Source organism: Clostridium sp. FP2, from assembly GCF_011065955.2.
GTDB classification, from domain to species: Bacteria; Bacillota; Clostridia; order Clostridiales; family Clostridiaceae; genus Clostridium_AD; species Clostridium_AD tagluense.
This window is the reverse complement of the sequence record NZ_JAAMNI020000001.1, coordinates 904,434-927,116: the sequence shown is the minus strand read 5'-3', so window position 1 is coordinate 927,116 and position 22,683 is coordinate 904,434. Positions and strand designations below refer to the sequence as shown.

At 32.2% G+C, this 22,683-nt stretch carries 20 protein-coding genes, 1 pseudogene and 1 riboswitch; of the genes and pseudogenes, 7 read left to right on the top strand and 14 right to left on the bottom strand.

Annotation, left to right across the window (positions count from 1 at the left end):
• Entirely contained in the window at nt 1-471 is a 471-nt protein-coding gene (locus G9F71_RS04350; RefSeq protein WP_164952298.1) for a GreA/GreB family elongation factor, read from the bottom strand.
• Between the two features lie 323 nt (nt 472-794).
• Entirely contained in the window at nt 795-1,850 is a 1,056-nt protein-coding gene (locus G9F71_RS04345; RefSeq protein WP_164952299.1) for a tRNA-dihydrouridine synthase, read from the bottom strand.
• Nucleotides 1,851-2,102: 252 nt separating this feature from the next.
• On the opposite strand from G9F71_RS04345, the gene G9F71_RS04340 reads away from it, so the two are divergent.
• On the top strand, nt 2,103-2,906 hold the full coding sequence (locus G9F71_RS04340; RefSeq protein WP_164952300.1) for an MBL fold metallo-hydrolase: 804 nt from the start codon (nt 2,103-2,105) through the stop codon (nt 2,904-2,906).
• Nucleotides 2,907-3,126: 220 nt separating this feature from the next.
• Here the strand turns inward: G9F71_RS04340 and G9F71_RS04335 are convergent, their stop codons facing one another.
• From G9F71_RS04335 to G9F71_RS04320, 4 genes are all read right to left on the bottom strand, one after another.
• Complete coding sequence (locus tag G9F71_RS04335; protein ID WP_164952278.1) at nt 3,127-3,297, bottom strand: hypothetical protein; 171 nt, start codon at nt 3,295-3,297, stop codon at nt 3,127-3,129.
• 313 nt (nt 3,298-3,610) lie between these two features.
• A complete protein-coding gene (locus G9F71_RS04330; RefSeq protein WP_164952301.1) occupies nt 3,611-4,351 on the bottom strand; it encodes an amino acid ABC transporter ATP-binding protein in 741 nt (246 codons plus the stop codon).
• A 17-nt stretch (nt 4,352-4,368) separates the two neighbouring features.
• Complete coding sequence (locus G9F71_RS04325; protein ID WP_164952302.1) at nt 4,369-5,151, bottom strand: amino acid ABC transporter permease; 783 nt, start codon at nt 5,149-5,151, stop codon at nt 4,369-4,371.
• A 29-nt stretch (nt 5,152-5,180) separates the two neighbouring features.
• A complete protein-coding gene (locus G9F71_RS04320) occupies nt 5,181-6,023 on the bottom strand; it encodes a transporter substrate-binding domain-containing protein (protein ID WP_164952303.1) in 843 nt (280 codons plus the stop codon).
• 175 nt (nt 6,024-6,198) lie between these two features.
• Nucleotides 6,199-6,379: riboswitch (Lysine riboswitch) on the bottom strand.
• Between the two features lie 169 nt (nt 6,380-6,548).
• On the opposite strand from G9F71_RS04320, the gene G9F71_RS04315 reads away from it, so the two are divergent.
• Both G9F71_RS04315 and G9F71_RS04310 read left to right on the top strand, forming a co-directional pair.
• On the top strand, nt 6,549-7,964 hold the full coding sequence (locus tag G9F71_RS04315) for an ISNCY family transposase (protein ID WP_224626178.1): 1,416 nt from the start codon (nt 6,549-6,551) through the stop codon (nt 7,962-7,964).
• A gap of 725 nt (nt 7,965-8,689) precedes the next feature.
• Nucleotides 8,690-9,883, top strand: coding sequence for a phospholipase C (locus G9F71_RS04310; protein ID WP_164949689.1), 1,194 nt, complete (start codon nt 8,690-8,692; stop codon nt 9,881-9,883).
• Nucleotides 9,884-10,071: 188 nt separating this feature from the next.
• Here G9F71_RS04310 and G9F71_RS04305 read toward each other — a convergent pair whose 3' ends face one another.
• The 7 genes and pseudogenes from G9F71_RS04305 to abc-f form a co-directional block, all read right to left on the bottom strand.
• Complete coding sequence (locus G9F71_RS04305) at nt 10,072-11,214, bottom strand: aldo/keto reductase (RefSeq protein ID WP_164949688.1); 1,143 nt, start codon at nt 11,212-11,214, stop codon at nt 10,072-10,074.
• 316 nt (nt 11,215-11,530) lie between these two features.
• Nucleotides 11,531-13,006 (bottom strand): protein adenylyltransferase SelO, encoded by a 1,476-nt coding sequence (locus tag G9F71_RS04300; protein WP_164949687.1) that lies wholly within the window; start codon nt 13,004-13,006, stop codon nt 11,531-11,533.
• 230 nt (nt 13,007-13,236) lie between these two features.
• Nucleotides 13,237-13,944: a hypothetical protein gene (locus G9F71_RS04295; protein WP_164949686.1), complete on the bottom strand. Its 708-nt coding sequence runs from the start codon at nt 13,942-13,944 to the stop codon at nt 13,237-13,239.
• Between the two features lie 260 nt (nt 13,945-14,204).
• A complete protein-coding gene (locus G9F71_RS04290; RefSeq protein WP_164949685.1) occupies nt 14,205-15,299 on the bottom strand; it encodes an NlpC/P60 family protein in 1,095 nt (364 codons plus the stop codon).
• 202 nt (nt 15,300-15,501) lie between these two features.
• The gene (locus tag G9F71_RS04285) at nt 15,502-15,645 is read right to left on the bottom strand and encodes a hypothetical protein (RefSeq protein ID WP_164949684.1); all 144 of its coding nucleotides are present in this window, start codon (nt 15,643-15,645) and stop codon (nt 15,502-15,504) included.
• Between the two features lie 89 nt (nt 15,646-15,734).
• A pseudogene (locus G9F71_RS04280) lies at nt 15,735-16,274 on the bottom strand (Rpn family recombination-promoting nuclease/putative transposase); the annotation flags it as partial.
• Between the two features lie 169 nt (nt 16,275-16,443).
• Entirely contained in the window at nt 16,444-18,423 is a 1,980-nt protein-coding gene (gene abc-f, locus G9F71_RS04275; RefSeq protein WP_164949683.1) for a ribosomal protection-like ABC-F family protein, read from the bottom strand.
• 808 nt (nt 18,424-19,231) lie between these two features.
• Here abc-f and G9F71_RS04270 point away from each other — a divergent pair.
• Nucleotides 19,232-19,756 (top strand): nitroreductase family protein, encoded by a 525-nt coding sequence (locus G9F71_RS04270; protein ID WP_164949682.1) that lies wholly within the window; start codon nt 19,232-19,234, stop codon nt 19,754-19,756.
• A gap of 105 nt (nt 19,757-19,861) precedes the next feature.
• Here the strand turns inward: G9F71_RS04270 and G9F71_RS04265 are convergent, their stop codons facing one another.
• A complete protein-coding gene (locus G9F71_RS04265) occupies nt 19,862-20,113 on the bottom strand; it encodes a kinase to dihydroxyacetone kinase (RefSeq protein WP_125005823.1) in 252 nt (83 codons plus the stop codon).
• A 359-nt stretch (nt 20,114-20,472) separates the two neighbouring features.
• On the opposite strand from G9F71_RS04265, the gene G9F71_RS04260 reads away from it, so the two are divergent.
• The 3 genes from G9F71_RS04260 to G9F71_RS27165 all read left to right on the top strand — a co-directional run bounded on the left by G9F71_RS04260 (nt 20,473) and on the right by G9F71_RS27165 (nt 22,361).
• Nucleotides 20,473-21,210, top strand: coding sequence for an alpha/beta fold hydrolase (locus G9F71_RS04260; protein WP_164949681.1), 738 nt, complete (start codon nt 20,473-20,475; stop codon nt 21,208-21,210).
• Between the two features lie 168 nt (nt 21,211-21,378).
• Nucleotides 21,379-21,939: a GNAT family N-acetyltransferase gene (locus G9F71_RS04255; RefSeq protein WP_164949680.1), complete on the top strand. Its 561-nt coding sequence runs from the start codon at nt 21,379-21,381 to the stop codon at nt 21,937-21,939.
• Between the two features lie 290 nt (nt 21,940-22,229).
• Nucleotides 22,230-22,361, top strand: a complete 132-nt coding sequence (locus G9F71_RS27165) for a hypothetical protein (RefSeq protein WP_263488132.1) — start codon at nt 22,230-22,232, stop codon at nt 22,359-22,361.
• The last annotated feature ends 322 nt before the right edge of the window (nt 22,362-22,683 follow it).

Sequence of the window (22,683 nt, the reverse complement as noted above, 5' to 3'; positions counted from 1 at the left end):
TTAATTATACCGTATTGATTTAATTTTATAGAGACATTCATCTTCATCTTCGTTAAGTTTAGTTTTGATAATATCTCCAGGTTTGTTAAGCATTAAGGATTTACCTAACGCTGATAAACAAGATAAGTTGTCTTTTGAATTGGAAGTATGGTAAGGGTTAACAATCTTAAAAAAATGGTTATTAAGGTTGTTTATATTCTCCAGGTCAACTGTACTTCCAATAATCACATAGGGTAAATAGTTTAGGGACTTTAATTTTTCACGACTTGGTTTATCAACAATTTTCACCGTTTTTATCAGTTCCTCAAGCTTTTTTAAATAGTTATCTATGAAGCAGTCAAAATCGTCATGCAAACTTGAAAAGTCACTAAAAATTTCATTTGCTATTTCATTTTTTCTTTCCTCCATATCAACCAAATGACTTAAAATAGCTCTAAAAGCATATGATGTCAGCTCATTACTTGAATGCATAATAATTATATCTCCTTTATAATACATTAAATGAAATTCTATTAAACAACATAAAAGACACTTCCCACAAATGCATAAGGGAGATGCCTAGAATATATAATAACATCATAGCTCACTTTACAATCGTTGTCAATAATGGTAGCATATCTCTAGAACTAAAGCATGTTTTTTCAACCGATAATTTGGCTTAAAATTATGAATCACTATTAGCGAACATATAATTAAAACTCCTAGTTTTTACTATGACCTCAGAGATCATAGTAAAAACTAGGAGTTTATGCTCAACTTTTATAATTAAATTTTTGTACTTATTACTATTACTTTTATTTATTATCTCTCTCAAATATAACTTTTCCTGCACAAACCTTAGCCTGACCAAACCACATACATTTTGCACAATTCAAGCATTTTCCAGTATCTTTACCTTCTCTGGCATCATTTGCCCAATTAGGATTTATAAGAAATCCTTTAGCAATATCTACAATGTCTACATTTATTTCATTTAATATTTCTTCTGCAATCTCCGCGGAATTAATTCCGTTAACTGCAAATACTGGAATTGAAACTTGTTCTTTAATTATTTGCGCTGCATAAACAGCATTAGAGTATTTATACTCTTCATTTACATGCATTTCCTGTTCACTCATAAATCCATAAGAAATATCAAGGAAATCTATTCCATTTTTTTCCAATACTCTAGCATAATGTATTCCATCTTCTATTGTTGGTTCAAATCCTCCCAAACGGATTCCAACAATGAATTCTTTTGGTGTTACTTTTCTAATCCCATCTATTATTTCTACAACAAATTTTTCAGGATTTTTGCCATATTCATCAGTTCTCTTATTTACTTTTTTATTTAAAAACTGGCTTATTAAATATGCATGGCATCCATGAAGTTCAACCCCATCATAGCCTGCTTTATAAGCTCTTCTTGTAGCTTCAATATAATCATTTTGTATAGATTTTATATCTTCCCTAGTGATTTCATGTCCAACAACACTTCCAGCATAATTTTTATATTCATAGGGACTTGGACATATTGGATCTTCTGATATTCCAACAACTCCTGCATGATGAATTTGAATAAATATTGGACAACCTTCTTCATGAACTGCATCAACTATACTTTTTAATCCTTCAATTTGATCATCTTTCCATATTCCAAGCTGCTTTTCCATTAGTTTACCATCACCATTAACACAGGTAGCTTCTTGAATTATGAGTCCTGCTCCACCTTTAGCTAATTCTTTATAACGTTCTACATTTTCAAATGCTACATATCCATCATCTCTAAATCCAATAACCATCGGAGGAACACAAATACGATTCTTCATTTTTACATTTTTAATACTAAACTCTGTAAATAATTTTTTCAAAATTCCACACTCCTATTTCACTATTTAATTTGTTATTGGCCAATAGTATTATTCTAAGTTTAATATAAACTTAATGCAAGTACGCACTTTTTTTATTCATAGTTTCTAAAATGATACTAATAGAATAGGGAGTTCCTAACAGATTATAGGCTATTGAAAAAGATTTTTTTTCCTGTAATAATAATGATAAGTGATATTATAATAAGAGATTAGGTCAGAAATTCAACCTAATATAGAGGAGAATGAATATATATGGAATTAGTTAATATTTTAGGTACTGGAAATGCTATGGTTACAAAATGTTATAACACATGTTTTACGATTTCAAAGGGTAAAGAACATTTATTGGTGGACACTGGTGGTGGAAATACTATACTTTCAAACCTAGAAAAATTAGATATAGGTATCAATGAAATCCATCATGTTTTTATATCCCATAGACATAACGATCATATTTCTGGTATTGTTTGGATTATTAGGGCTGTGGCTCAGCAAATTATTAATGGAAAGTATGAAGGTAATCTAATTATTTATTGTCATAAAGATAATATTGACGCAATAAATACATTAACCAGCATACTTTTAGATGAAAAACTTACAAGACACATTGGAAATAGAATACTATTTAATGAAATTCATAATAACTGTACGTGTACTATATTAGATTGGAATGTAGAGTTTTTTGATATTAAAAGCACTAAACAACTTCAGTTTGGCTTTACCACAATCCTTAAAAACGGAAAAAAATTAGCATTTTTAGGAGACGAGCCTTATAAGGAAGCTTTACTTGAATATGCAAATAATGTAGATTACCTCTTTCATGAAGCTTTTTGTTTGTATTCAGAAAAGGATATCTTTAAACCTTATGAAAAACATCATGCTACAGTAAGGGACGCATGTGAAACCGCATCTAAATTAAATGTAAAAACCTTAGTTATGTTTCATACTGAAGATAAAAATATATTAAGCAGAAAAAAACTATATATTGATGAAGGTAAGGAATTTTTTTCAGGGAATATTATTGTTCCTGATGATTTAGATATTATTCAACTGTAGATATTATGAACTTAGCAAACAATAACTATATGTTATGCAATAGTTAAAATGCCATATGATGAATTAGAAGATATAGAAATGGTTGCTAAGGAAAAGGGATTAAGTATTGAAGAAGTTAAAAAGACAAACAGCCTGCTGATTATGTAAGCAGGCTGTTTTGTTCTATATTTTTATATTTATTTAAAAATCCATAAACAACAAAAATTAAATTTTTCATTATTTAAAGTCCCCTGTTATTTTTACCAACTAAACCTCCACCATTACCTGATGATGCGCTTTGTGCTCCATTGACTGCTCCTCTCTTATTATTTTTTTGCGTGGAAGATTTTGCTTTTTTTTCTTCAATAATTTTTTTCATTAATTCCATGTTTTTATTTATATCATTTTTCATATTTTTACCCTCTTTTTTTTTATTTTTACAGCTTAAAAAAATTCATAACTTATACCTTCTAAATTAATATTCACAATAAATATTTTTAATGTAGGCCTTGTTATTTTACTAATTTATTATACCCTACAAACACCCCTTTGAGTAGCACCTACAACTAATATATACTTTACACAAAAGACAACTAGTTACTTTCAGTGAAAAAAAAAGGGCTAAGAGATTTCTCCCTTAACCTAAATATTCTTTTTCAAAGGCATGGATTGCTTTTAATTTCCTTTTTGCAAATACATATATTTATCATCCTTCACAAATTATATTACATCTGCTTTAATGTACGCTTTAAGAATTCCTTGGTACGTTCCTCCCTTGGATTATTGAAAATTTGCGCTGGACTTCCTTCTTCTGCTATGATTCCTTTGTCCATAAATACTACACGGTCAGATACTTCTTTTGCAAACTCCATTTCATGAGTTACTATTAACATAGTAAGACCAGACTCCGCAAGTTCCTTCATAACTTTAAGAACTTCACCTACCATCTCAGGATCAAGGGCTGATGTTGGTTCATCAAAGAGCATCACATCTGGTTCCATAGAAAGTGCTCTTGCGATAGCCACACGTTGTTTTTGGCCACCTGATAATTGTTTTGGTTTTGCATTAACATATTGCTCCATTCCAACCACTTTCAAATATTTCATAGCTACTTTTTCTGCTTCCTCTTTGGAACGCTTTAACACTTTTATTTGTCCAACCACGCAGTTGCTTAAAACATTATGATTATTAAATAAGTTGAATTGTTGAAACACCATACCAAGCTTTGTACGGTAGGCGTAGATATCATGTTTATCATCTAAAATGTTTTCTCCTTTATAGATGATTTCACCACCACTAGGTTTTTCTAGAAGGTTAACGCACCGAAGAAGAGTAGATTTACCAGATCCAGAAGAACCTATGACGCAGACTACTTCGCCTTTATTTACTGAAAAATCAATGTCTTTTAACACTTCATGATTTCCAAATGATTTGCTTAAATGCTGTATATTAATTATTTTTTCCATACTTCCTACTCCTTCGCCTAATATTTATTCTCGTCACTATTTCTTGTTCTACGACACATATCTTCCGGAGTTTCTACCTGCATTTGATTAGCATACATAATATAATTGTCCGGACCATCTAATTTCCTTTCAATGTAGCGCAAAATCCTTGTTATTGTGAAGGTCATTATAAAATACAAAATACATGCAACAAAAAATGTTTCAAAATATCTAAAATTATTTCCTGAAATTGATTTTGTTTGGAAATATAATTCTGTTACCGAAATTACATTAAGTACTGATGTATCTTTTATATTGATTACAAATTCATTACCCGTTGCTGGTAAGATATTACGAATTACTTGTGGTATTATTACACTCGTCATAGTTTGAATATGATTCATACCTATAGCATGAGCTGCTTCAAATTGTCCTTTATCGATAGAAACAATACCACCACGGATAATTTCTGACATGTAAGCCCCTGTATTAATTGAAACGATAAAAATTGCTGCATATAACCTATTCATATTTATACCAAATGCTAAAGCAGATCCGTAATAAATTACCATTGCTTGTACAATCATAGGCGTTCCACGGAATATCTCTATATAAACAAAAAGAATAGCATTAACAGCTTTAAGCATGACTCTTTTTATTCCTCGCTGGGGCATTGGAATAGTACGTACAACCCCTATTAATAAACCGATTATGGAACCTATAATAGTACCCACCATGGAAATTAAGAGTGTCGTACCTGCTCCACGTATGAACATTGGCCAGTTATTTGAAATGATTTTTACTACCCATTCAAAGCTCATCTTTCTCCTCCTTATATCATAAATAAATACTATTTAGCTGATGGTTGGTTCTTTATTGCAGCATCCATAATGTTTTTACGATCTGCTTTTGATATGCCAGCTAATGTTTTATTAATTTTCACAGTTAAATCACTACCTTTTGCAATCCCTACAGCAATTGACGTATCCGCGTCTGTTGTAGTAAATCCACTTTTAAATTCTACCATTTTAAAGCTTTTATTTGCAGCCTCCGAACTAACGCCTTCAGGACGTTCTGATACGTACCCATCAATCATTCCTGATTCAAGAGCAACTCTCATGGCAGGAAAGTTGTCCATAGCTGGTTCCTTGTTTACGCCTTGAATTTGATCTATTACTGAATAGTGGAATGTATTTAATTGGGCAGTTATTTTTGCTCCCTTAAAATCCTTAATAGAAGTGGCTGCATCATATTTTCCACCCTTTTTAACAAGCATAACTAAATCTGATTTATAGTAGTTATCCGAGAAATCAATAACCTCTCTACGTTTTGCTGTGGGTGACATACCTGCAATAATTGCATCTACTTTACCCGAAGCTAATGCTGGTACAAGACCATCCCACTCAGTTTTAGTAATAACCAATTCTTTTCCTAAATCTTTGGCAATCTTTTTAGCGATTTCTACATCATATCCGCCTGCATATTCTGAGCCGCCTTCAATTTTAACCCCACCATTAGAAGCATCCATTTGAGTCCAGTTAAATGGTGCATATCCAGCTTCAAGACCTACTTTAAATTTTCCACCCGCCTCTTCTGCTTTTGCCTCTTTTGAACTACTGCTTGACCCACATCCTGTTAAAAGCATAACTACTGATAGATATGCTACTATTAATAATAATAATTTCTTTTTCATAACTACTTCTCTCCTTCTTTTGTACTAGATTCATATAATATATTTAAATTAAAAATGCCACCTGTACATTAGGTGGCACTATTTAATCCTCTTAGGAATTTCCCCAAACAAAAAAAGACCTGAGATAAACTCAGGTCTCAACATGCATAGTTGTCCCTAAACCTCTTCTTTTCCCAAATGAGATAGCACAACTCAATAAACCGGGAAGCTTATTGAGACAGTCCTGCAACTCTTAACTGCAGACCCAGCAAATAATATTGAGATTTTATTTGCTTCGGCGACCTTTCCTTCTCTCTAGTATCAATGCTTCTCAAACTCCACTAAAGACTGTTAAATGTCGCGCCTCTACCCCACATATAAAAGTGAGGTCTTATAAAATTATATTGTTTAGTGTATAACAATATATTAAATTTGTCAACCTACTTTACCTTTGTTGTTGGAAAAAATATGATTGATTTATGATAATGTCTTACTATACCACATTTGATTATGTCCCAAATATGAAAACATTGTATAATAAACCTCATGACTAGAAATGAGGTGCTGATAATAAGAAAGGTGAATTTAACTATGGAAGAAATGGATAAGTACTCTACTATAAAAAAATTAATAGAAACAGATGGCAATAAAAAGAGAGCAGCTATTGCTCTCAATTGTTCGGTTAGGCATATTAACAGAATAATTAAGGGGTATAAAGAAAGTGGGAAAGAATTCTTTATTCATGGTAATCGAGGGCGAAAGCCCGCACATGCTCTTGATGCTAATACCAAGCAGTTAATCCTAGATTTATATTGCACCAAATACCCTGAAGCTAATATTACCCATTTTTGCGAATTGCTAAAAAAGCACGAGGATATAACGGTTTCTACTAGCACCATTCGTTCCATCCTTATGCAGGATTTCATCCTGTCCCCTAAGGCGAAGCGTGCTACAAGAAAAAGAATTAAGGCTGAATTAAAGGAGCTGCAAAAGGCAACTAATTCTATAAAAGAAATTGCTAAAATTCAAAGTTCCATAATTGCTGCCGAGGATGCACATCCTAGACGTCCAAGATGTGCTTATGCAGGCGAAATGCTTCAAATGGATGCTTCGGTACATCTTTGGTTCGGTAACGAGAAAAGTCAGTTGCATATCGCAGTAGATGATGCTACTGGCGCTATTGTGGGGGCTTATTTCGATTCACAAGAAACTTTAAATGGGTACTATCATGTACTACACCAAGTACTTACTAACTATGGTATTCCCTACATGTTATTCACTGATAGACGTACTGTCTTTGAATATAAACAAAAAAATTCCCCTTCAGTTGAAGAGGACACATTTACACAATTTAGCTATGCATGTAAACAATTAGGTATTGAAATTAAAACCAGTAGTGTTCCACAAGCCAAGGGACGCGTAGAAAGAATGTTTCAGACGTTACAATCACGCCTCCCCTTGGAAATGCGGATAAGTGGTATAAACACAATTGAGCAAGCAAACGAATTCTTAAACTCCTACATAAAAGAATTCAATGCTCAGTTTGCATTACCTGTTGATAATATCAAATCTGTCTTTGAAATGCAACCAGATATTGAAAAAATCAACTTAACTCTTGCCGTATTGACCAGTAGGAAGGTGGATAACGGAAGTTGTATCAAATTTAAAAAGAATTATTATTTGCCTGTTGATTGCAATGGATATCCTGTACATTATCGCAAAGGAACAGTTGGAACGGTAATTCAATCATTTAATGGCGAGATTTTCTTGTGTGTAGATGAGAAAGTTTATGCGCTAGATTTATTACCTGGACATGAACTCTCCTCCAAAAACTTTGATTTAGCAGTTCCAAATACCCAACCTAGCAAACGCTACATACCACCAATGAGTCATCCTTGGAAACAAGATTCATTTGAGCGGTATTTAAAGAAACAGGCTCACCGTAACAATAATGTAGCATAGAAACACTAAAAATCTGTTCATTTTAGATCTTTGAAAAAGACAATCTTCAAAGGTTTATTAAGTGAACCCAAAACATACTTTGATAATAGATTAAGAAACTGACCAATGGAAGTCATAAATAATAAAATCAAATTAATAAAAAGAAATGGATTCTCATCCATTAGCTACGCTAATATAAATAGAAGGATTCATACACATTTTCAAAAATGACCTTTAAGCTTTAATGTATCAAAATTTAGAAGCCTACGGCTAAAAGATATTTAGAAAAGATTTTAGGAAAATTTCAAAGTAATTAAATAATCTTATAGCCACTTTGTGCAACATTCATTAAGTAACCAAAATTAATAAAAGCACCAGAAAAACTGGTGCTAATGTTTTAAATATTTGAGGACATTTTCAAAAATGCTTGACACCTACTTTACCTTTGTTGTTGGAAAAAACTGAATTTGTCACATGCTATTAAAATTCAACAAGTAATTAAAATATTCGTTAAATAAGCGAACAAAATATTTACTTTTAATCGTTTATTTGATATAGTTAAAAAGAAAAATGCAAATACTGACATATTATCCAATAAAGTATTATAGCATAGCTATTCAGTTAAAAAATGTGCAAAGTCGGTATTTAATGAGCAAACAAAAGATGAAAATAGAGAAGCAATCTTTAGAAATGGAGATTGGGTTTTCAAAGGATAAAAAAGTATATAATACAAGGAGGATGAAATTATGAAAAAAACAAAACTTTTACTTGCTTCACTTCTTACAGTTGCAACACTTTGTGTGCCCATTACGACTTATGGTTGGAATGGAACTAAGGAGGGGACAGGCACCCATGCGGTGATTACGGAGCAAGCAGTGCAAATGTTAACTCATGACTTAAATCAAGGAGAACCACAGAAAGTAAAAGATAATGTAGCAATTTTAAATCAATATATTAATGATTTGAAAATTGGGTCTACTTTCCCAGATTATGATCCAAATGGATATGATTTGTATCAAGATCACTTCTGGGATCCAGATACAGGGTATAATTTCACTCATACAGCACCATGGTATACAAGTTATACTGTTACAGAAACTGCAGACAGCCAAAGTAGAAAATTTGCGGCATTGGCTTTAAGTGAATGGAAAAAGGGAAACTTTCAAAGTGGTGAACGATTACTTGGACAAGCAATCCACTACTTAGGAGATATCAATTGTCCTTATCATGCGGCGAATATTACTGCTGTAGATAGCCCAGGACATGTGAAATATGAGACATATGCAGATGAAAACAGAGATAAATATCTTGTTAGTACAATGAATGAAACCACAATGAATTCTGTATATTCAAATTCTATTACGACAGATGATTTTTCACATTGGATCACAAAAAACAATACTTATTGGGGAAAGATTTCAAAAGGTTTGTATTTCACCAAATCTACAATGTCTAATTCATGGGCAGATTGGGATTATTCTCTAGGACAAGCATTACCAAATGCTCAAAAAAGCATTGCATTGTTCTTATATCGCTTTATAAATGAAGCATCAAATACTATGCCAGTAGCTTCATTGAACTTTAATCAATTACAAGTTGTTATAAAAACTGCGGACTTATTAAATGCTGGTACAGACGATTATGTATACTTTGGCTTCGAAACAAATGATGGGCAAAAATTTGAATGGAAGTTAGACAATGCAGGAAATGACCTTGAAAGAAATCAAACAGATAACTATAATTTTACTTTACCTAAAACTGTTGATGCGGCAACCATTACAAATACATGGTTAAGAAAAGATAATTTTACTGTTTCAGGAGATGATTGGAAGCCTGAATATATGAAGGTGATTATTGGTGGGGATGTAAGGCAAGATACAAATATTTCTTCATGGTTAAGTGGAACCACAACTTATACGATGCCTTTTAGCTTAAAATAAGAGTTCTTAAAACACCACCAAGAAAAGAGAGATTTAGCATTTACTAAAAGGGACTAACGCTCAGTTCAATTGGATTGAGGTGCTAGTCTCTTTTTAATTGAATCAGATTTCTTTAGCTGCATAATGTAGCATCCACATGGCAATTGGCAATTATGAAATGGTTAACTTTATAGATTTTGAGAGACACCTTATACAGTTACATCATTAATTCCCTTTTCTTCCCATTTCGTAATTTGTTTTAACCTATCTATTATAGGGAGATGTTGGGTGCATTCTTCTTGGCACTTGCCACACTTAACACATTCAGCAGCAAATTTCTTATTACTCATAGAATAATTCCAATATTCTAAGCCATAAACAGACTGACTCATTTCTTCGTCACTTTTCTTAAACATTTGTTTTTCATTGTAAAACAACATGTATCCTGGTATATTAATTCCTTTTGGACAAACTTTACAATATCCACAGCCTGTACAAATCTCATTCATGTTTTCGCCTACTAAATTTCTTAGATTATTAATATCTTCTTTTGTAAAAGGCTTTGATTCATCAGCTATCCTGCAAGCTTCATCAATATCGTGATTGCTTCCAAACCCAACTAAAGTTATAGTAATTTCAGGACTAGATATATTAAATCTCAAGGCTAATTGTGTGGCTGTTTCTCCGTTTTTTGTTAAAAAATCCAATTCTTTTTCATGACTCGGAATAGACCCTCCACTTAATGGATTCATTGCCACAACACCATATTCATTTTTATAAGCATGAGTTACCCCCTTCCATCTATACGGGAAGTTGAGTAAATTAATTCCCATGGTAACTCCTTCAAACTTATTTTCATCTAGCACCTTTATTACTTCTTCACCTGGTTGGTGGGAGGAAAAAACAATATGATCTATCAAACCATCCTCTTTACATTTAAGTAATCCCTCGTATTGACCTCCTTTTTTCATGCACAATTCATAGTGCTCCATCTTTCTTATACACCAAACATGATAAAAATGAATTTTAGGAACTCCTAATCTCTTTAAAGAGGTCTTTACAGCATTAACTGCTTTTTCTGCGGTATCATACACCTTAGGTTTTCCCTTAGTAGAAACAATAAAATCTAATTTTCCTTCTTTTATCATTTCTCTAAAAGCAACACCAAATATATCCTCGCTTCTATCATCACAATATCCGGGAGCAGTATCAAAATAGTTTATTCCTTTACTATAGGCATATTTAATTAATTCTGCATTTTCCTCATTACTTTTACTTAAGTCAAATCTTAAGCCTCCAAAGCCAACTACAGAAACTTTTTTCTCAGTTTTTCCATATTCAGTATAATTCATAGACCTATCTCCTTTTTAAATATAAAACATAATTGAGAACAATATTCATTATAAAATATTACTCTCAATTTGTTTATTTCGATTATATATAGTAAATACATTATCTTCAATTTATTATAAACTATAAATTATAGAAAACGATTCCAATAATCTTCTAAAAAATAAAAACATCTATGAAATCTCCTGTTATAATTAAGTTATGACAAAAAAAATAACTAAGGAGAAAACATAAATGTTTAACAAGTGAATTATATCAAAACTCTCAACTATATTCAAATTTAAAATTGAATTAAAGATAACTCTTTATGCTTCTAAATTAAGTACCGCAAAATGTTCGATAAGGACGGTTTGATATCGCAGGCAGTGTAGCGTAATCAGCCTGCTCTGTGGAATGCGCGTAGGGGTCTTTGAGAACATCTAGAAGACGCTCCATCACGCTGTAGTCTCCTTGTTTTACTGCTGCTTCTAGTGCCGCTTCTACCTGGTGGTTACGAGGGATTAGAGCTGGATTTGAACTCCGCATCAACTGATGGGAGGAGGCTTTCGGTTCTTTCTGCCTACCTAGTCTCTCCTGCCACAGCTCATGCCAATGAGCAAATTCTGTGCTGCCAAATAGTGCAGCCTCCCACCGTGTATCAAAAGTTAATGAAATGAAGGTATTAGTATAGTCCGAATGATACTTCTGCATCAAACCGAGGAGTTCTTCAATAAGGGCTTCATCCTGTATCTCCTCGTTAAATATTCCCAGTTTTGCTCTCATTCCCGTGAGCCAATTGTAGTGATACAACTTAGTAAAATCTGAAATCGCTTCCTGAGCTAGTTTTACAGCCTGAGCCTGATTAACATGTAGCAGTGGCAATAGGGTTTCCGCAAATCGCGCAAGATTCCACTCAGCAATATGTGGCTGATTGCCATAGGCATAGCGACCTTGAATGTCAATGAAACTGAATACCACTTCTGGGTCATAGGTATCCATGAAGGCACAAGGACCATAATCAATGGTTTCTCCACTAATGGCCATATTGTCCGTGTTCATAACTCCGTGAATAAAGCCAATCAGTTGCCATTTGGCAATCAGCGTGGCTTGACGCTTAATTACTTCCCGAAGTAGAAAAAGATATTGGTTCCCACCCACATCAACCGCTGGAAAATGTCTTTGCAATGTATAATCAGCAAGGGCCCGAAGATCCATAGCTGTGCCCACTTTTGAAACGTATTGAAAGGTGCCAACTCTGAGATGACTTGCAGCCACGCGAGTCATAATTGCACCAAGTTGCTGGGTTTCACGGACTACAAGCTCACCGGTTGTCACCACTGCCAGGCTGCGGGTTGTGTCAATACCAAGCGCATGCATTGCTTCGCTAATGATGTATTCGCGTAGCATCGGTCCAAGTGCTGCTCGACCATCACCCCCTCGTGAGTATGGTGTTTTACCTGAACCCTTGAGCTGAATATCAACTCTTTCCCCTGAAGGCATGACCTGTTCGCCAATAAGCATAGCCCTACCATCCCCAAGCATCGTAAAATGCCCGAATTGATGCCCTGCGTAAGCCTGCGCAAGAGGTAAAGTTCCTTTTGGAACCTGGTTGCCAGCAAGCACCGCTATGCCATCATTGCTTTGTAGCGCCTGGCCGTTAAGCCCAAGGGATGTTGCCAAGGAATAATTGAGAATGATTAACTTCGGTGAGGATACCGGGTTTGGTTTGATTATGTTAAAAAATGATTTTGGTAGACGAGCATAACTGTTTTCTAAGTTCCATCCTGTTTCTATTACTCTTTTTCTCTCTGTCATCCTATCTCCACTCCTTTTATTTTACATAAAGTAAAAATAATGCATTCTATTATATTTTTAGTTATCTACTTTCTATACCAATACAAGTCAGCCACTTTTAGTTTCTACTTCTGTCAATTTATTATACCCTTTTTTACATTGTAATATATGAGAACTCTTGTATTTATAATACTTACAAATCAAAAAAAGTCCTGAATTAAATTCAAGACTTTTATTTTTTTACAACTATTCTATTTTATAAGTGTTAAAGCATTTAAAAGATTTAAAAGTCTAGTTCCTAAAGTAGTTAACTGTGTGTTTTTTTCTGTAGACTTTTGAAATACATTGTCTAATCTTTCATTTAATTTTTCTAGATAATTTTTCTCCACAGGTACTACTGGTACTATAGGCTCAACTATGGGTACTACAGGTGCTACAACACTAACTGGTACAACTACTGGATTTACACAAGTTTTCTTAGTAGTTGCATCTTTTACAGCTAACAAAACTGAATCAGCTTCAGTTTTTACTACTGGATCTAATACTATCTTACTATCTTCAATTCTTTTTAATTCTACCTTGACTGCTTCTGCATTTTTTATAATTGTAGTTTTCAAAACCTTATTAGCGTCTTTAACTATTGCTATTTTATCTGTTTTAACTTTTAAAGCGGCTTTATCTGCTACACTAATAACTGGCTTAATTTTGTCGTATTTATGTTCATTTTCCTTTTCGAAGTCTTTATGACATTTATTAAAATTTTTCTTATCTTCATGATTTTTAAGGAATTTTGCTTCCCATTGCTGAGTTTTCGCCTCTTTGGAGTCTATTTTTTGTGCTACAGAAGTTGGTTTTACACCCTTCGTAGTTTTATTTTGTTCACATGCATAAACCCCAGATGATACACCAATTGATAATGTTAAAGCGAGTACAAATAAACTTAATTTTGTGTTTTTCATGTTAATTCCTCCTCTTATGTATATAACAATTATTAACTGTTATCACATGTTTTATCATTTCACTATTATATACGATACATGATATGATTTATTAGAGGGTTTTTTCATTTAACTTGAAGTTTATTTTTGTCTTAAGAAATTATTTATACTTTCCCTCTTAAAATTGATAATATCTTCAGTTATTCTCGAAGTTGTAATTTTTTATAAATACAAAAGCATCTATAAATTAATATAGATGCTTTTTCTAAATGAATTTTTATTTAATTAACTCTACGTCCATATGTAAAATCGCTATTTAGTGCTTGAATTCTAATTACAGCACCTGAGTGAGGTGCATTTATCATGTCACCATTCCCAACATATATACCTACATGATGAGCGGGACTTCCGAAAAATACCAAATCTCCTGGTTGAAGATTATCTCTAGATATAAGTGTTCCTACATTTTGTTGGTCTTCTGAAACTCTTGGTATGTCTACTCCAAAATGTGCAAATACATATTGTGTAAAGCCTGAGCAATCAAAGCCTGAAGGGCTTGTCCCACCCCATACATAATTAACCCCAAGAAAATTTGAAGCATATGCTAAGAGTGCATTAGAAGAAAATGTAGCTCCACCTCTTGAAGGTGTTACACTAGGAGCCGGATTTACGGCGCTAAGAGCCGCATTTGCTATTTTATCTGCTGCAGCTTGTCTTGCTGCATTAGCTTGTCTTGCTTCCGTAGCTTGGTCTGTTGCCAGTTGTGCCTTATATTGATTTTCTTGAGCATTTAATTGTGCTACCAATACAGTTTGTTCTGATTTTTGTTTGGTTAAAGTATCCAATTTCTTTTTATTGTCAACTCTTAAAGACATCAACTTTGTATTTTCTGTATCTAGCTCTACCTTCTTTAAATTAATCCCTACCTTTTTTGTTTCTAAATCACTAATAACATTTTGGTCAAAGGTTATTATCGTTTTGAGATCTTCTACTCTAGATATTAAATCCTCCACACCATTTGAGCTTAGTATAACGTCTATATAGCTTGATGTCCCATTCATATACATTGCTCTCATTCTTTTATCAAAAAGAATCTGTTCTGCTTTAATATCAGCCTCTGCTTTTGCAATATTTATTTCAGTTTGTTTAATATGTTCTTGTATATTAGTTATATTATTTTCATTACTATTGATTTTAGACATGATTTTTTCAATCTGATTGTCCATCATCTGTACTTTACTTTCAAGGCTGCTCCTTTGAGCTTGAACCTGTTGAATTTTCGCCTTATCCGACGCAGTATCTGCGTATACACTAGTAAAACCAGCGCTCATAGTTACACCAAATACCATTATGGCTAAAATAAATTTTTTATTCAATTTTCAATCCTCCTATATATAATTTAATCTTTCGACAAATTATTCAACAAATACTTTTATTGCTTAAATCTAATTACTATAATACACAAAAACAAAAAAAATGTAAAGGAATTAATTATAAATGAAGGATATTTTTGGTATACATAGTTAGTTAGCAAGTGCGCCACTACAAAGTTTTGTGCGATTTTTTTAATATATAAATTTATATTAGTGTTTTCAGTTTTTCTATGGCTTTACTTTTTATTCTTGCAAATTGATGGTAGCTTTTATCAGTATCACAAGCTATTTCGCCCAGATACTGGACTGAAAGAATATCGCTAATATAGCCTAGAACCGATTGCAGCACTGCATAATAGTTAGTTATATAAAAATCCCCTACATCTTTTACTGATGTAAGGGATTAATGAATATACTATTATTAATTTTATGCTATTTCTAATGGAGCATTTTCTTTTTTATTTCAATTATTTTTTCTATTGGTATGCCTGTGCCTTTGGCTACTATTTCTTCACTTATTCCAAGTTTAAGAAAATTAGTGGCATTTTCTATTGCTTTTCTGTTTTCACCTTTTTCTATTCCTTTTTCTATTCCTTTTTCTATTCCTCTTTCTTCTGCTGCTTTTATCCTAGTAAGCTGGTCACTGATTTCTGCCTGTCTGGCTTCATATAACATTCTAGCCTTCTCATCCTTGCTTATTATTTGCAATAAGTTATAGGCTTTCTTTATATCCTTATTCTTTTCTGCCAGCATCTCCATCTCTCCCTTCGATTTTGCATCTAAAAATTCCATCCACTGAACTATTGGATCATTTTCATCTTTCTCTATATCTTCGTCAAATAATTTTGGGATTTCCAAGAAGTGTACCTCAATTATATCCGTCAATCTATAACCTGTTTTATCTTCTGTCAAATGATAACTAGAATACAGTTTTTTTAGTGGCGTACATTTGAAATCTACTATATTTATAGTTACACATTTCTTTAACTTGTTTTATCACATCCTCAATATTTACCTTTGACTATTATTCATTATTATATTCATTTCTGCTTATCTTTATTTTATCAGAAAATTATATTTTATTCCAAACCATTTATTAACAAATTCGCATTGCTCGTAAGATTTATGGAAACCTTTATTTTTACCTCTAATTATTAAGACTTACCCACAATTCCATAGCTCCATCCATCGCTTTACTTAACTCCTCCTTCCTACAGTACAGCTTATTAAGCTCCTCATAATGTACCCTTGAGTCAGCCATAGCTAAATCAATCTCTCTTATTTCATTTTCAAGACTTGTAACCTTGGCCCCAGCTCTATCCTTTTCATATTCCATATTTTTTCTTTCATCAATGTTTCTTGATTTCTTAACTTTTCCACTCTTCACCACCGGCTCTTTAATGGCCTGTTGGGTCAGCTCATCTTTTACACTTTTATAATAATTATAATTACCAGGATAACTTTTAAAAGCATTGTCCTCAATAGCAATAACTCTTTCACTGATTTTATTTATAAAGTATCTGTCGTGAGAAATGAAACATATAGTTCCTTTAAACTCTTCCAGCGCTTCCTCAAAGGTTTCTATGGAATCAATATCAAGATGATTGGTGGGCTCATCTAGTATTAATAAATTTACATCTTCATATAACAATTTGCTGAGCTTTAACCTTATTTTCTCTCCTCCGGATAAGTGCTTTACTTTCTTAAAGACACTGCTCCCATAAAACATAAATTTGGACAGGTATTCCCGTGCTTTCCCCTCTGGCAGAAAAACATCTTCCCTGAAACAATCCAGCACAGTGAATTCATCGTTTTTAAAAGTAATTTTCTGTGGCAAATATGCCACCATTACATTGGCACCTAATTCCACTACACCTGCATCTGGAAACTCTTCAGCTAAGAGCAGTTTTAAGAAGGTGGTTTTCCCGCAACCATTTGGTCCGATTAGCGCCACTCTTTCACCGAAATTAATCATTAAATCTGCATCTTTTAAAATAACCTTATCTTCAAAAGATTTAGAAAGTCCTTCAGCCTTAATTGTCTCATTACCAGATCTTTCAGTTTCTTTAAAGTTAAGCTTCATATTCTTTCTTTCAAACTTCGGTTTTTCAGTTCTTATATATTGACCTCTGGATCGATAAGCCTTATTACTTTCAGTGTCACTACTTTTCATTTTATCAAGTTTTTTTTGCAGGCTGACAGCTCTTTTAAAGAATTTATTATTATCTACCCTAGTTGCCCAATCCCTTAATTCCTTTACATTCTTCTGTATAGTCTTAATCTGCTTTTGCTGTTCCTTATATTGATGAAATTGTTCAAGCATATTTTCTTCCTTTTGATTAACATAAGAAGAATAGTTACCCTTGTAGGTTATAGATTCCATATCCTCTACTTCTACAATCTTTGTTACTACATTATCAAGAAAATATCTATCATGAGATACAATAATTACAATTCCCTTATAAGCCTTAAGATAGCCTTCAAGCCATTCAATTGAATCCATATCCAAATGATTTGTAGGTTCGTCCAGTAGTAATATATCCGGATTATCAATCAAGAGCTTCCCAAGTACTACCGTAGTTTTTTCACCACCGCTTAATAAAGTAAAGTCTTTGTCTAAAAAGCTACCATCAAGCTTCAAGCCCGTGCAAATCTTACTTAATTTTTCTTCTACATCGTATCCGCCTTTAACTTCATATAATTGAACCAATTCACTGTACTGTTTTAATGCTTTTTCCAAGACAGTATCTTCTAAAAATTTCATTTCTTCTTCTAATTTACGCATTTTATTCTCTATACTATGAATTTCCTCAAAAGCTAAGTTTAAAACATCAATAACCTTTAAACTCTCATGATACTCTGGTATTTGTTCAAGGTAAGCACTGCTGGCTCCTCTGGGCATGTTAATAAGCCCTTCATCATATCCATAGCTTGAGGTTTGGGGGTAACCTGGATAATAATTCATAGGCTCTATTCCCGCAATTAGCTTAAGGATAGTGCTCTTTCCACTTCCATTTACACCTACTATACCAACTTTTTCTCCTGAATAAACTTGAAAGCTTATATTCTTGACAACAAGTGTGGCATCCATATATTTTTTTACACCATTTAACGATAATTCAAACATAAAAATTCCTTCTTTCATCCATATTTTAAATTTAGAACTCTATGGACAGGCAGAAAAAGTTCTTATCTACTATAATCTTTTAAAGTAATATGAAAATAAAAAAAACCATAAGAAGACCATCTCTTCTTACAGTCTGAAATACTCTATTACTACTATAATTTATTAAAATCAGATATAAACAAAAATTTTATGGCGTTAATAAATCCATCTAATTATTCTGATATATCTTGCACCAAAATTTCCAAAAAACTCTGGCTTAATATTTCAAAATAAATTTTTGAAATATCTTATAAATTATAATGTTGAATTCCAGTAAAGTAAGTTACCTTCTAAATGCCTTATTCCATAAAGAGCATAACAATAAAACCTAAATATAATTAGGCAAATTAAAACTCATTATAAAATATATATTAATTTTAAATTAATATTAGCAATTAGCTGGTGTCATAACTTACTTCCCCCTTTCAACATTTTTTCTTATTATATCACCTTTTTCATTCAATGTAAATAAGTTGAATTAATGTATTTTTTATATATTAATCTTAGATCTTAATTACATAATTTCTTTAGTAATTCTTATGACGAACTTTGAGAATTAGAGGACGTAACTATTGAAATTCAAGGTACGAACAATGGTCTTTGATAAGTTAAATATGGTATTAAAAAATAAAATTATTTACTATTGTGAAAATACAATTATGATTAAACATAGTAAATATGTTATTATTTATATGAGTTGAGTAGAAATTGTATAATAATATAAGAAGTAAAAACTACAGAAAATTTACATATGAAAAGGAGTGTTAAAATGAATTCGGTAATGTCATGTATATTAAATCGCAGAAGTATCCGGGCATATACTCCAGAAGAAGTAAGTAAAGATGATATCATGTTATTATTAAATGCAGCTAATTGGGCTCCATCTGGTAACAATATGCAACCATGGAGGTTCTCTGTAGTAAATAATAATAGAGAACTGATAAAAAAATTATCTTCTCTTACGGTATACCATAATTGGGTGGAAAATACTCCCTGTTTGATAGCAGTATTCCTAGATAACAAATATCTAGACGATAAATTCCCAAGCATTTACTTGAAACATTCTCAATCAATAGGAGCTGCGATACAAAACATGCTACTTGTTGCACATGATCTTGGTTTAGGAACTTGCTGGATTGGGGAAATATTAAAAAACGAAGATAAAGTACGAGAATTATTAGAGGTTTCAGAGGACTTAGAGTTAATGGCGGTTATATCCGTTGGATATCCGAGTGGAAAGGATGTAAAATCTAAAAGAAAGGATATTTCTGAAAACATTGTAAGTTGGTTATAAACTTAAACAACTAACCCCTTAAAAACACCGTATTATTCAATTGAATTTTACGGTGTTTTTACTAGTGTTTACCCCTCACTGATAAATTGGATTTATATTTATTGTTTAACCTTTAAGACCATTGGTCTGTCGTTCCATATTTTCTACAACAACATCATGAATATCACCTAATGAAGCACAATACTCAAGTACTTTCCATGGAGTATTTGTGTGAAAATGAATTTTAATCAGTTCCTCATCACCAACCGCAAGTAAGCAATCACCTTCAATGTTTTTTGTAATATACTCGTTTATCTTATCTTCTGAAAGTTTTTCTCCTTCAATTAATAACTGCGTATCAAATCTGTATTCAAGCATAATTATTCTCCTTTTCTATTTTACAAATTCTGATTTGTATTTTGGCTAATTATAACATGCTTTTTTAATATCACACTATTCAATTTTCAAAGAACATTTTTTATTAGTTGCTACGTAATGCAGATATGTATAGACTACTGATAAAAGTACGTCTTAACTAATGAATTTAAAAGTATAAACAATGTTCTTTGACAACTAAATAATATGCACTTTAAAACAAATATATACTATTTTATATGAAAATGGTAGTATGGCAATGTGGCAATTTTATATACCCTTATAGGAGGCCTACCAATAATACACATAAATTAATACTAACGCATTACATGGATAAAATATAATATCCAGAGGGGGATTGTATGTTTATAAAAATAAAAGAAACGAAATTGCCGAGGCTATATGTTAATTGTTATGGAAAAGGGGATCCAACTGTCATATTTGAATCAGGGCTAGGGTGTACTCATTTTGACTGGGAGGTAGTTCAAAATGAAATTTCAAAAAATACAAGAACATTTTCTTATGATAGAGCGGGTCTCGGAAATAGTGATACAAGTGATTTACCAATAAGCAGCTTAGACCAAGTTCACGAGTTACATACTGTTTTAAATAAATCAAAGGTTAAAGCCCCCTATATTATAGTTGCGCATTCAATTGGAGGCTATAATGCAAGATTATTTGCAGGTACATATCCTAAAGAAGTGTCTGGTATTGTATTTGTTGATTGTTCACATGAAAATCAATTTGAAGATAGGGTGAAATGTTCTTCTTCAAAAGAAATAGAAATCGTGAAAAGCCAATTGATTGGTGAGGAGCAAACTTTTGATGAATTACTAATTAGTGCTAAACAAGTAAAAGAAATAAGAGAAAAGGATGCATTAAGGAATATTCCAATAATTGTCCTTACTGCTGACCATAAAGGTGAAGAACCTTCTAGCATTACAGAAGAAACCTGGTTAAACTATCAAAATGACTTAGTATCATTATCAGATTATAGTAAACACATTATTGTTGAGGATAGCGGTCATTATATACAGAAGGATAAGCCCCAGGTAGTGATTGATGCAATAAAATGGATAGTTAATGGAATGAGTAAATAGATTCAGAAGTGAATAATACTGTATTTAAAAATGAAAATATTTACTAGTATAGGAATGCATTAATGTGAAAATATGTATAATATGCTATAATTTCTATAGAGTTAGGTCGAAGTTGTAAATTATAAAGCTACTAATATATTTATTAGTAAAATAAAGGAGTTGAAAGTCATGTTAAATCACAAAGGTACGATAGAAATTGAAACTCAAAGATTAATATTAAGACGTTTTACTAGTGACGATTCAGATAGTATGTTTAATAATTGGGCTAGCGATGAGGACATATCTAAATACATGAGATGGCAACAGCATGAAAATATAGAAGAAACTAAAATGATAATAAACCAGTGGCTCTTTGATTATAATAGATCATCTTTTTATATATGGGCTATTGCATTGAAAGAAAGCGATGAACCTATAGGTTCAATTGGTCTATTTATAATTAATGAAAATGATGTTTGTGGAGATGTAGGATACTCTATAGGTAAAAAATATTGGGGACAAGGTATTACCACAGAGGCACTAAAAGCTGTATTAAGTTTTGCATTTGAGAATATTGGATTCAATAGGATTGAGACTTATCATTCCATAAACAATCCTGCTTCAGGTAGGGTTATGCAAAAATCAGGGATGACATTTGAAGGCTTTGCAAAGCAGAAGTACAAAAGTATTTCTGGATTTGAGGACTGTAATATGTATTCGATACTAAAAGAAGACTTTAAAATTCAGTAATATCTCATACAAATTATAGTATTAATTGTGACGCAACTTATGAATGTTTCGTTACAACTGTAAAAAATAATAATAGTGAAAATACTATTTGTAGAATAATAGGACTAGCTGATACTAAAGGGAGGTTTTTAAATGAAATTTGAGAAGAACTTAAAAGGATTTATAGTTCAAGTTAACGGATATTTTAATGTAATATTAATGCATTAATTATTGAAAGGAAAGTGATTAAATTGAAAAAAGATATTACTAAGATACTAAGAATTGTCGGATTGTTGTTTATTGTAATAACAATGATAACAAAGATGATTGTAAATTTACCTTGGGTATATGGAATAGGAATCGGAATTGGATTTGGGCTTCAATTAATCGGGCTGTTAATAACTAACAAAAGAAATAAAAAAGCAAAAGAGCTTATTGGATAGTTAAATTAATAAAGCAAATATTAAAACCAAATACTCCCTTAAAATACCGTATTATCAATTGAATTTTATCTTAAAGTTTATATCAACCATGAGTTTTCCACTACATTACTAATTCCTGTAACAGGGTCATCTCATCCGCCTAAAAAATAGAATATATCTATTTACCCACTATTATTTTTAATAGTCTGCAACATTTGCTGTTCCTGTTTTTGGGTTCCATTTGCATATTCCAGTAAAAATCCTTTAAGTTTGAAAATACAAAGTAAAAACTTCCAGTTTTTACTACAGCTTCTAATGCCATGGCAATAACCGGAAGTTTATA

Bases quoted from the DNA above. Each gene is read 5' to 3' on its own strand.
- G9F71_RS04350 (WP_164952298.1), bottom strand. From the start codon at position 471: ATGCATTCAAGTAATGAGCTGACATCATATGCTTTTAGAGCTATTTTA.
- G9F71_RS04340 (WP_164952300.1), top strand. From the start codon at position 2,103: ATGGAATTAGTTAATATTTTAGGTACTGGAAATGCTATGGTTACAAAA.
- G9F71_RS04335 (WP_164952278.1), bottom strand. From the start codon at position 3,297: ATGAAAAATGATATAAATAAAAACATGGAATTAATGAAAAAAATTATT.
- G9F71_RS04330 (WP_164952301.1), bottom strand. From the start codon at position 4,351: ATGGAAAAAATAATTAATATACAGCATTTAAGCAAATCATTTGGAAAT.
- G9F71_RS04325 (WP_164952302.1), bottom strand. From the start codon at position 5,151: ATGAGCTTTGAATGGGTAGTAAAAATCATTTCAAATAACTGGCCAATG.
- G9F71_RS04320 (WP_164952303.1), bottom strand. From the start codon at position 6,023: ATGAAAAAGAAATTATTATTATTAATAGTAGCATATCTATCAGTAGTT.
- G9F71_RS04315 (WP_224626178.1), top strand. From the start codon at position 6,549: ATGACTAGAAATGAGGTGCTGATAATAAGAAAGGTGAATTTAACTATG.
- G9F71_RS04310 (WP_164949689.1), top strand. From the start codon at position 8,690: ATGAAAAAAACAAAACTTTTACTTGCTTCACTTCTTACAGTTGCAACA.
- G9F71_RS04305 (WP_164949688.1), bottom strand. From the start codon at position 11,214: ATGAATTATACTGAATATGGAAAAACTGAGAAAAAAGTTTCTGTAGTT.
- G9F71_RS04300 (WP_164949687.1), bottom strand. From the start codon at position 13,006: ATGACAGAGAGAAAAAGAGTAATAGAAACAGGATGGAACTTAGAAAAC.
- G9F71_RS04295 (WP_164949686.1), bottom strand. From the start codon at position 13,944: ATGAAAAACACAAAATTAAGTTTATTTGTACTCGCTTTAACATTATCA.
- abc-f (WP_164949683.1), bottom strand. From the start codon at position 18,423: ATGTTTGAATTATCGTTAAATGGTGTAAAAAAATATATGGATGCCACA.
- G9F71_RS04270 (WP_164949682.1), top strand. From the start codon at position 19,232: ATGAATTCGGTAATGTCATGTATATTAAATCGCAGAAGTATCCGGGCA.
- G9F71_RS04265 (WP_125005823.1), bottom strand. From the start codon at position 20,113: ATGCTTGAATACAGATTTGATACGCAGTTATTAATTGAAGGAGAAAAA.
- G9F71_RS04260 (WP_164949681.1), top strand. From the start codon at position 20,473: ATGTTTATAAAAATAAAAGAAACGAAATTGCCGAGGCTATATGTTAAT.
- G9F71_RS04255 (WP_164949680.1), top strand. From the start codon at position 21,379: ATGTTAAATCACAAAGGTACGATAGAAATTGAAACTCAAAGATTAATA.
- G9F71_RS27165 (WP_263488132.1), top strand. From the start codon at position 22,230: ATGATAACAAAGATGATTGTAAATTTACCTTGGGTATATGGAATAGGA.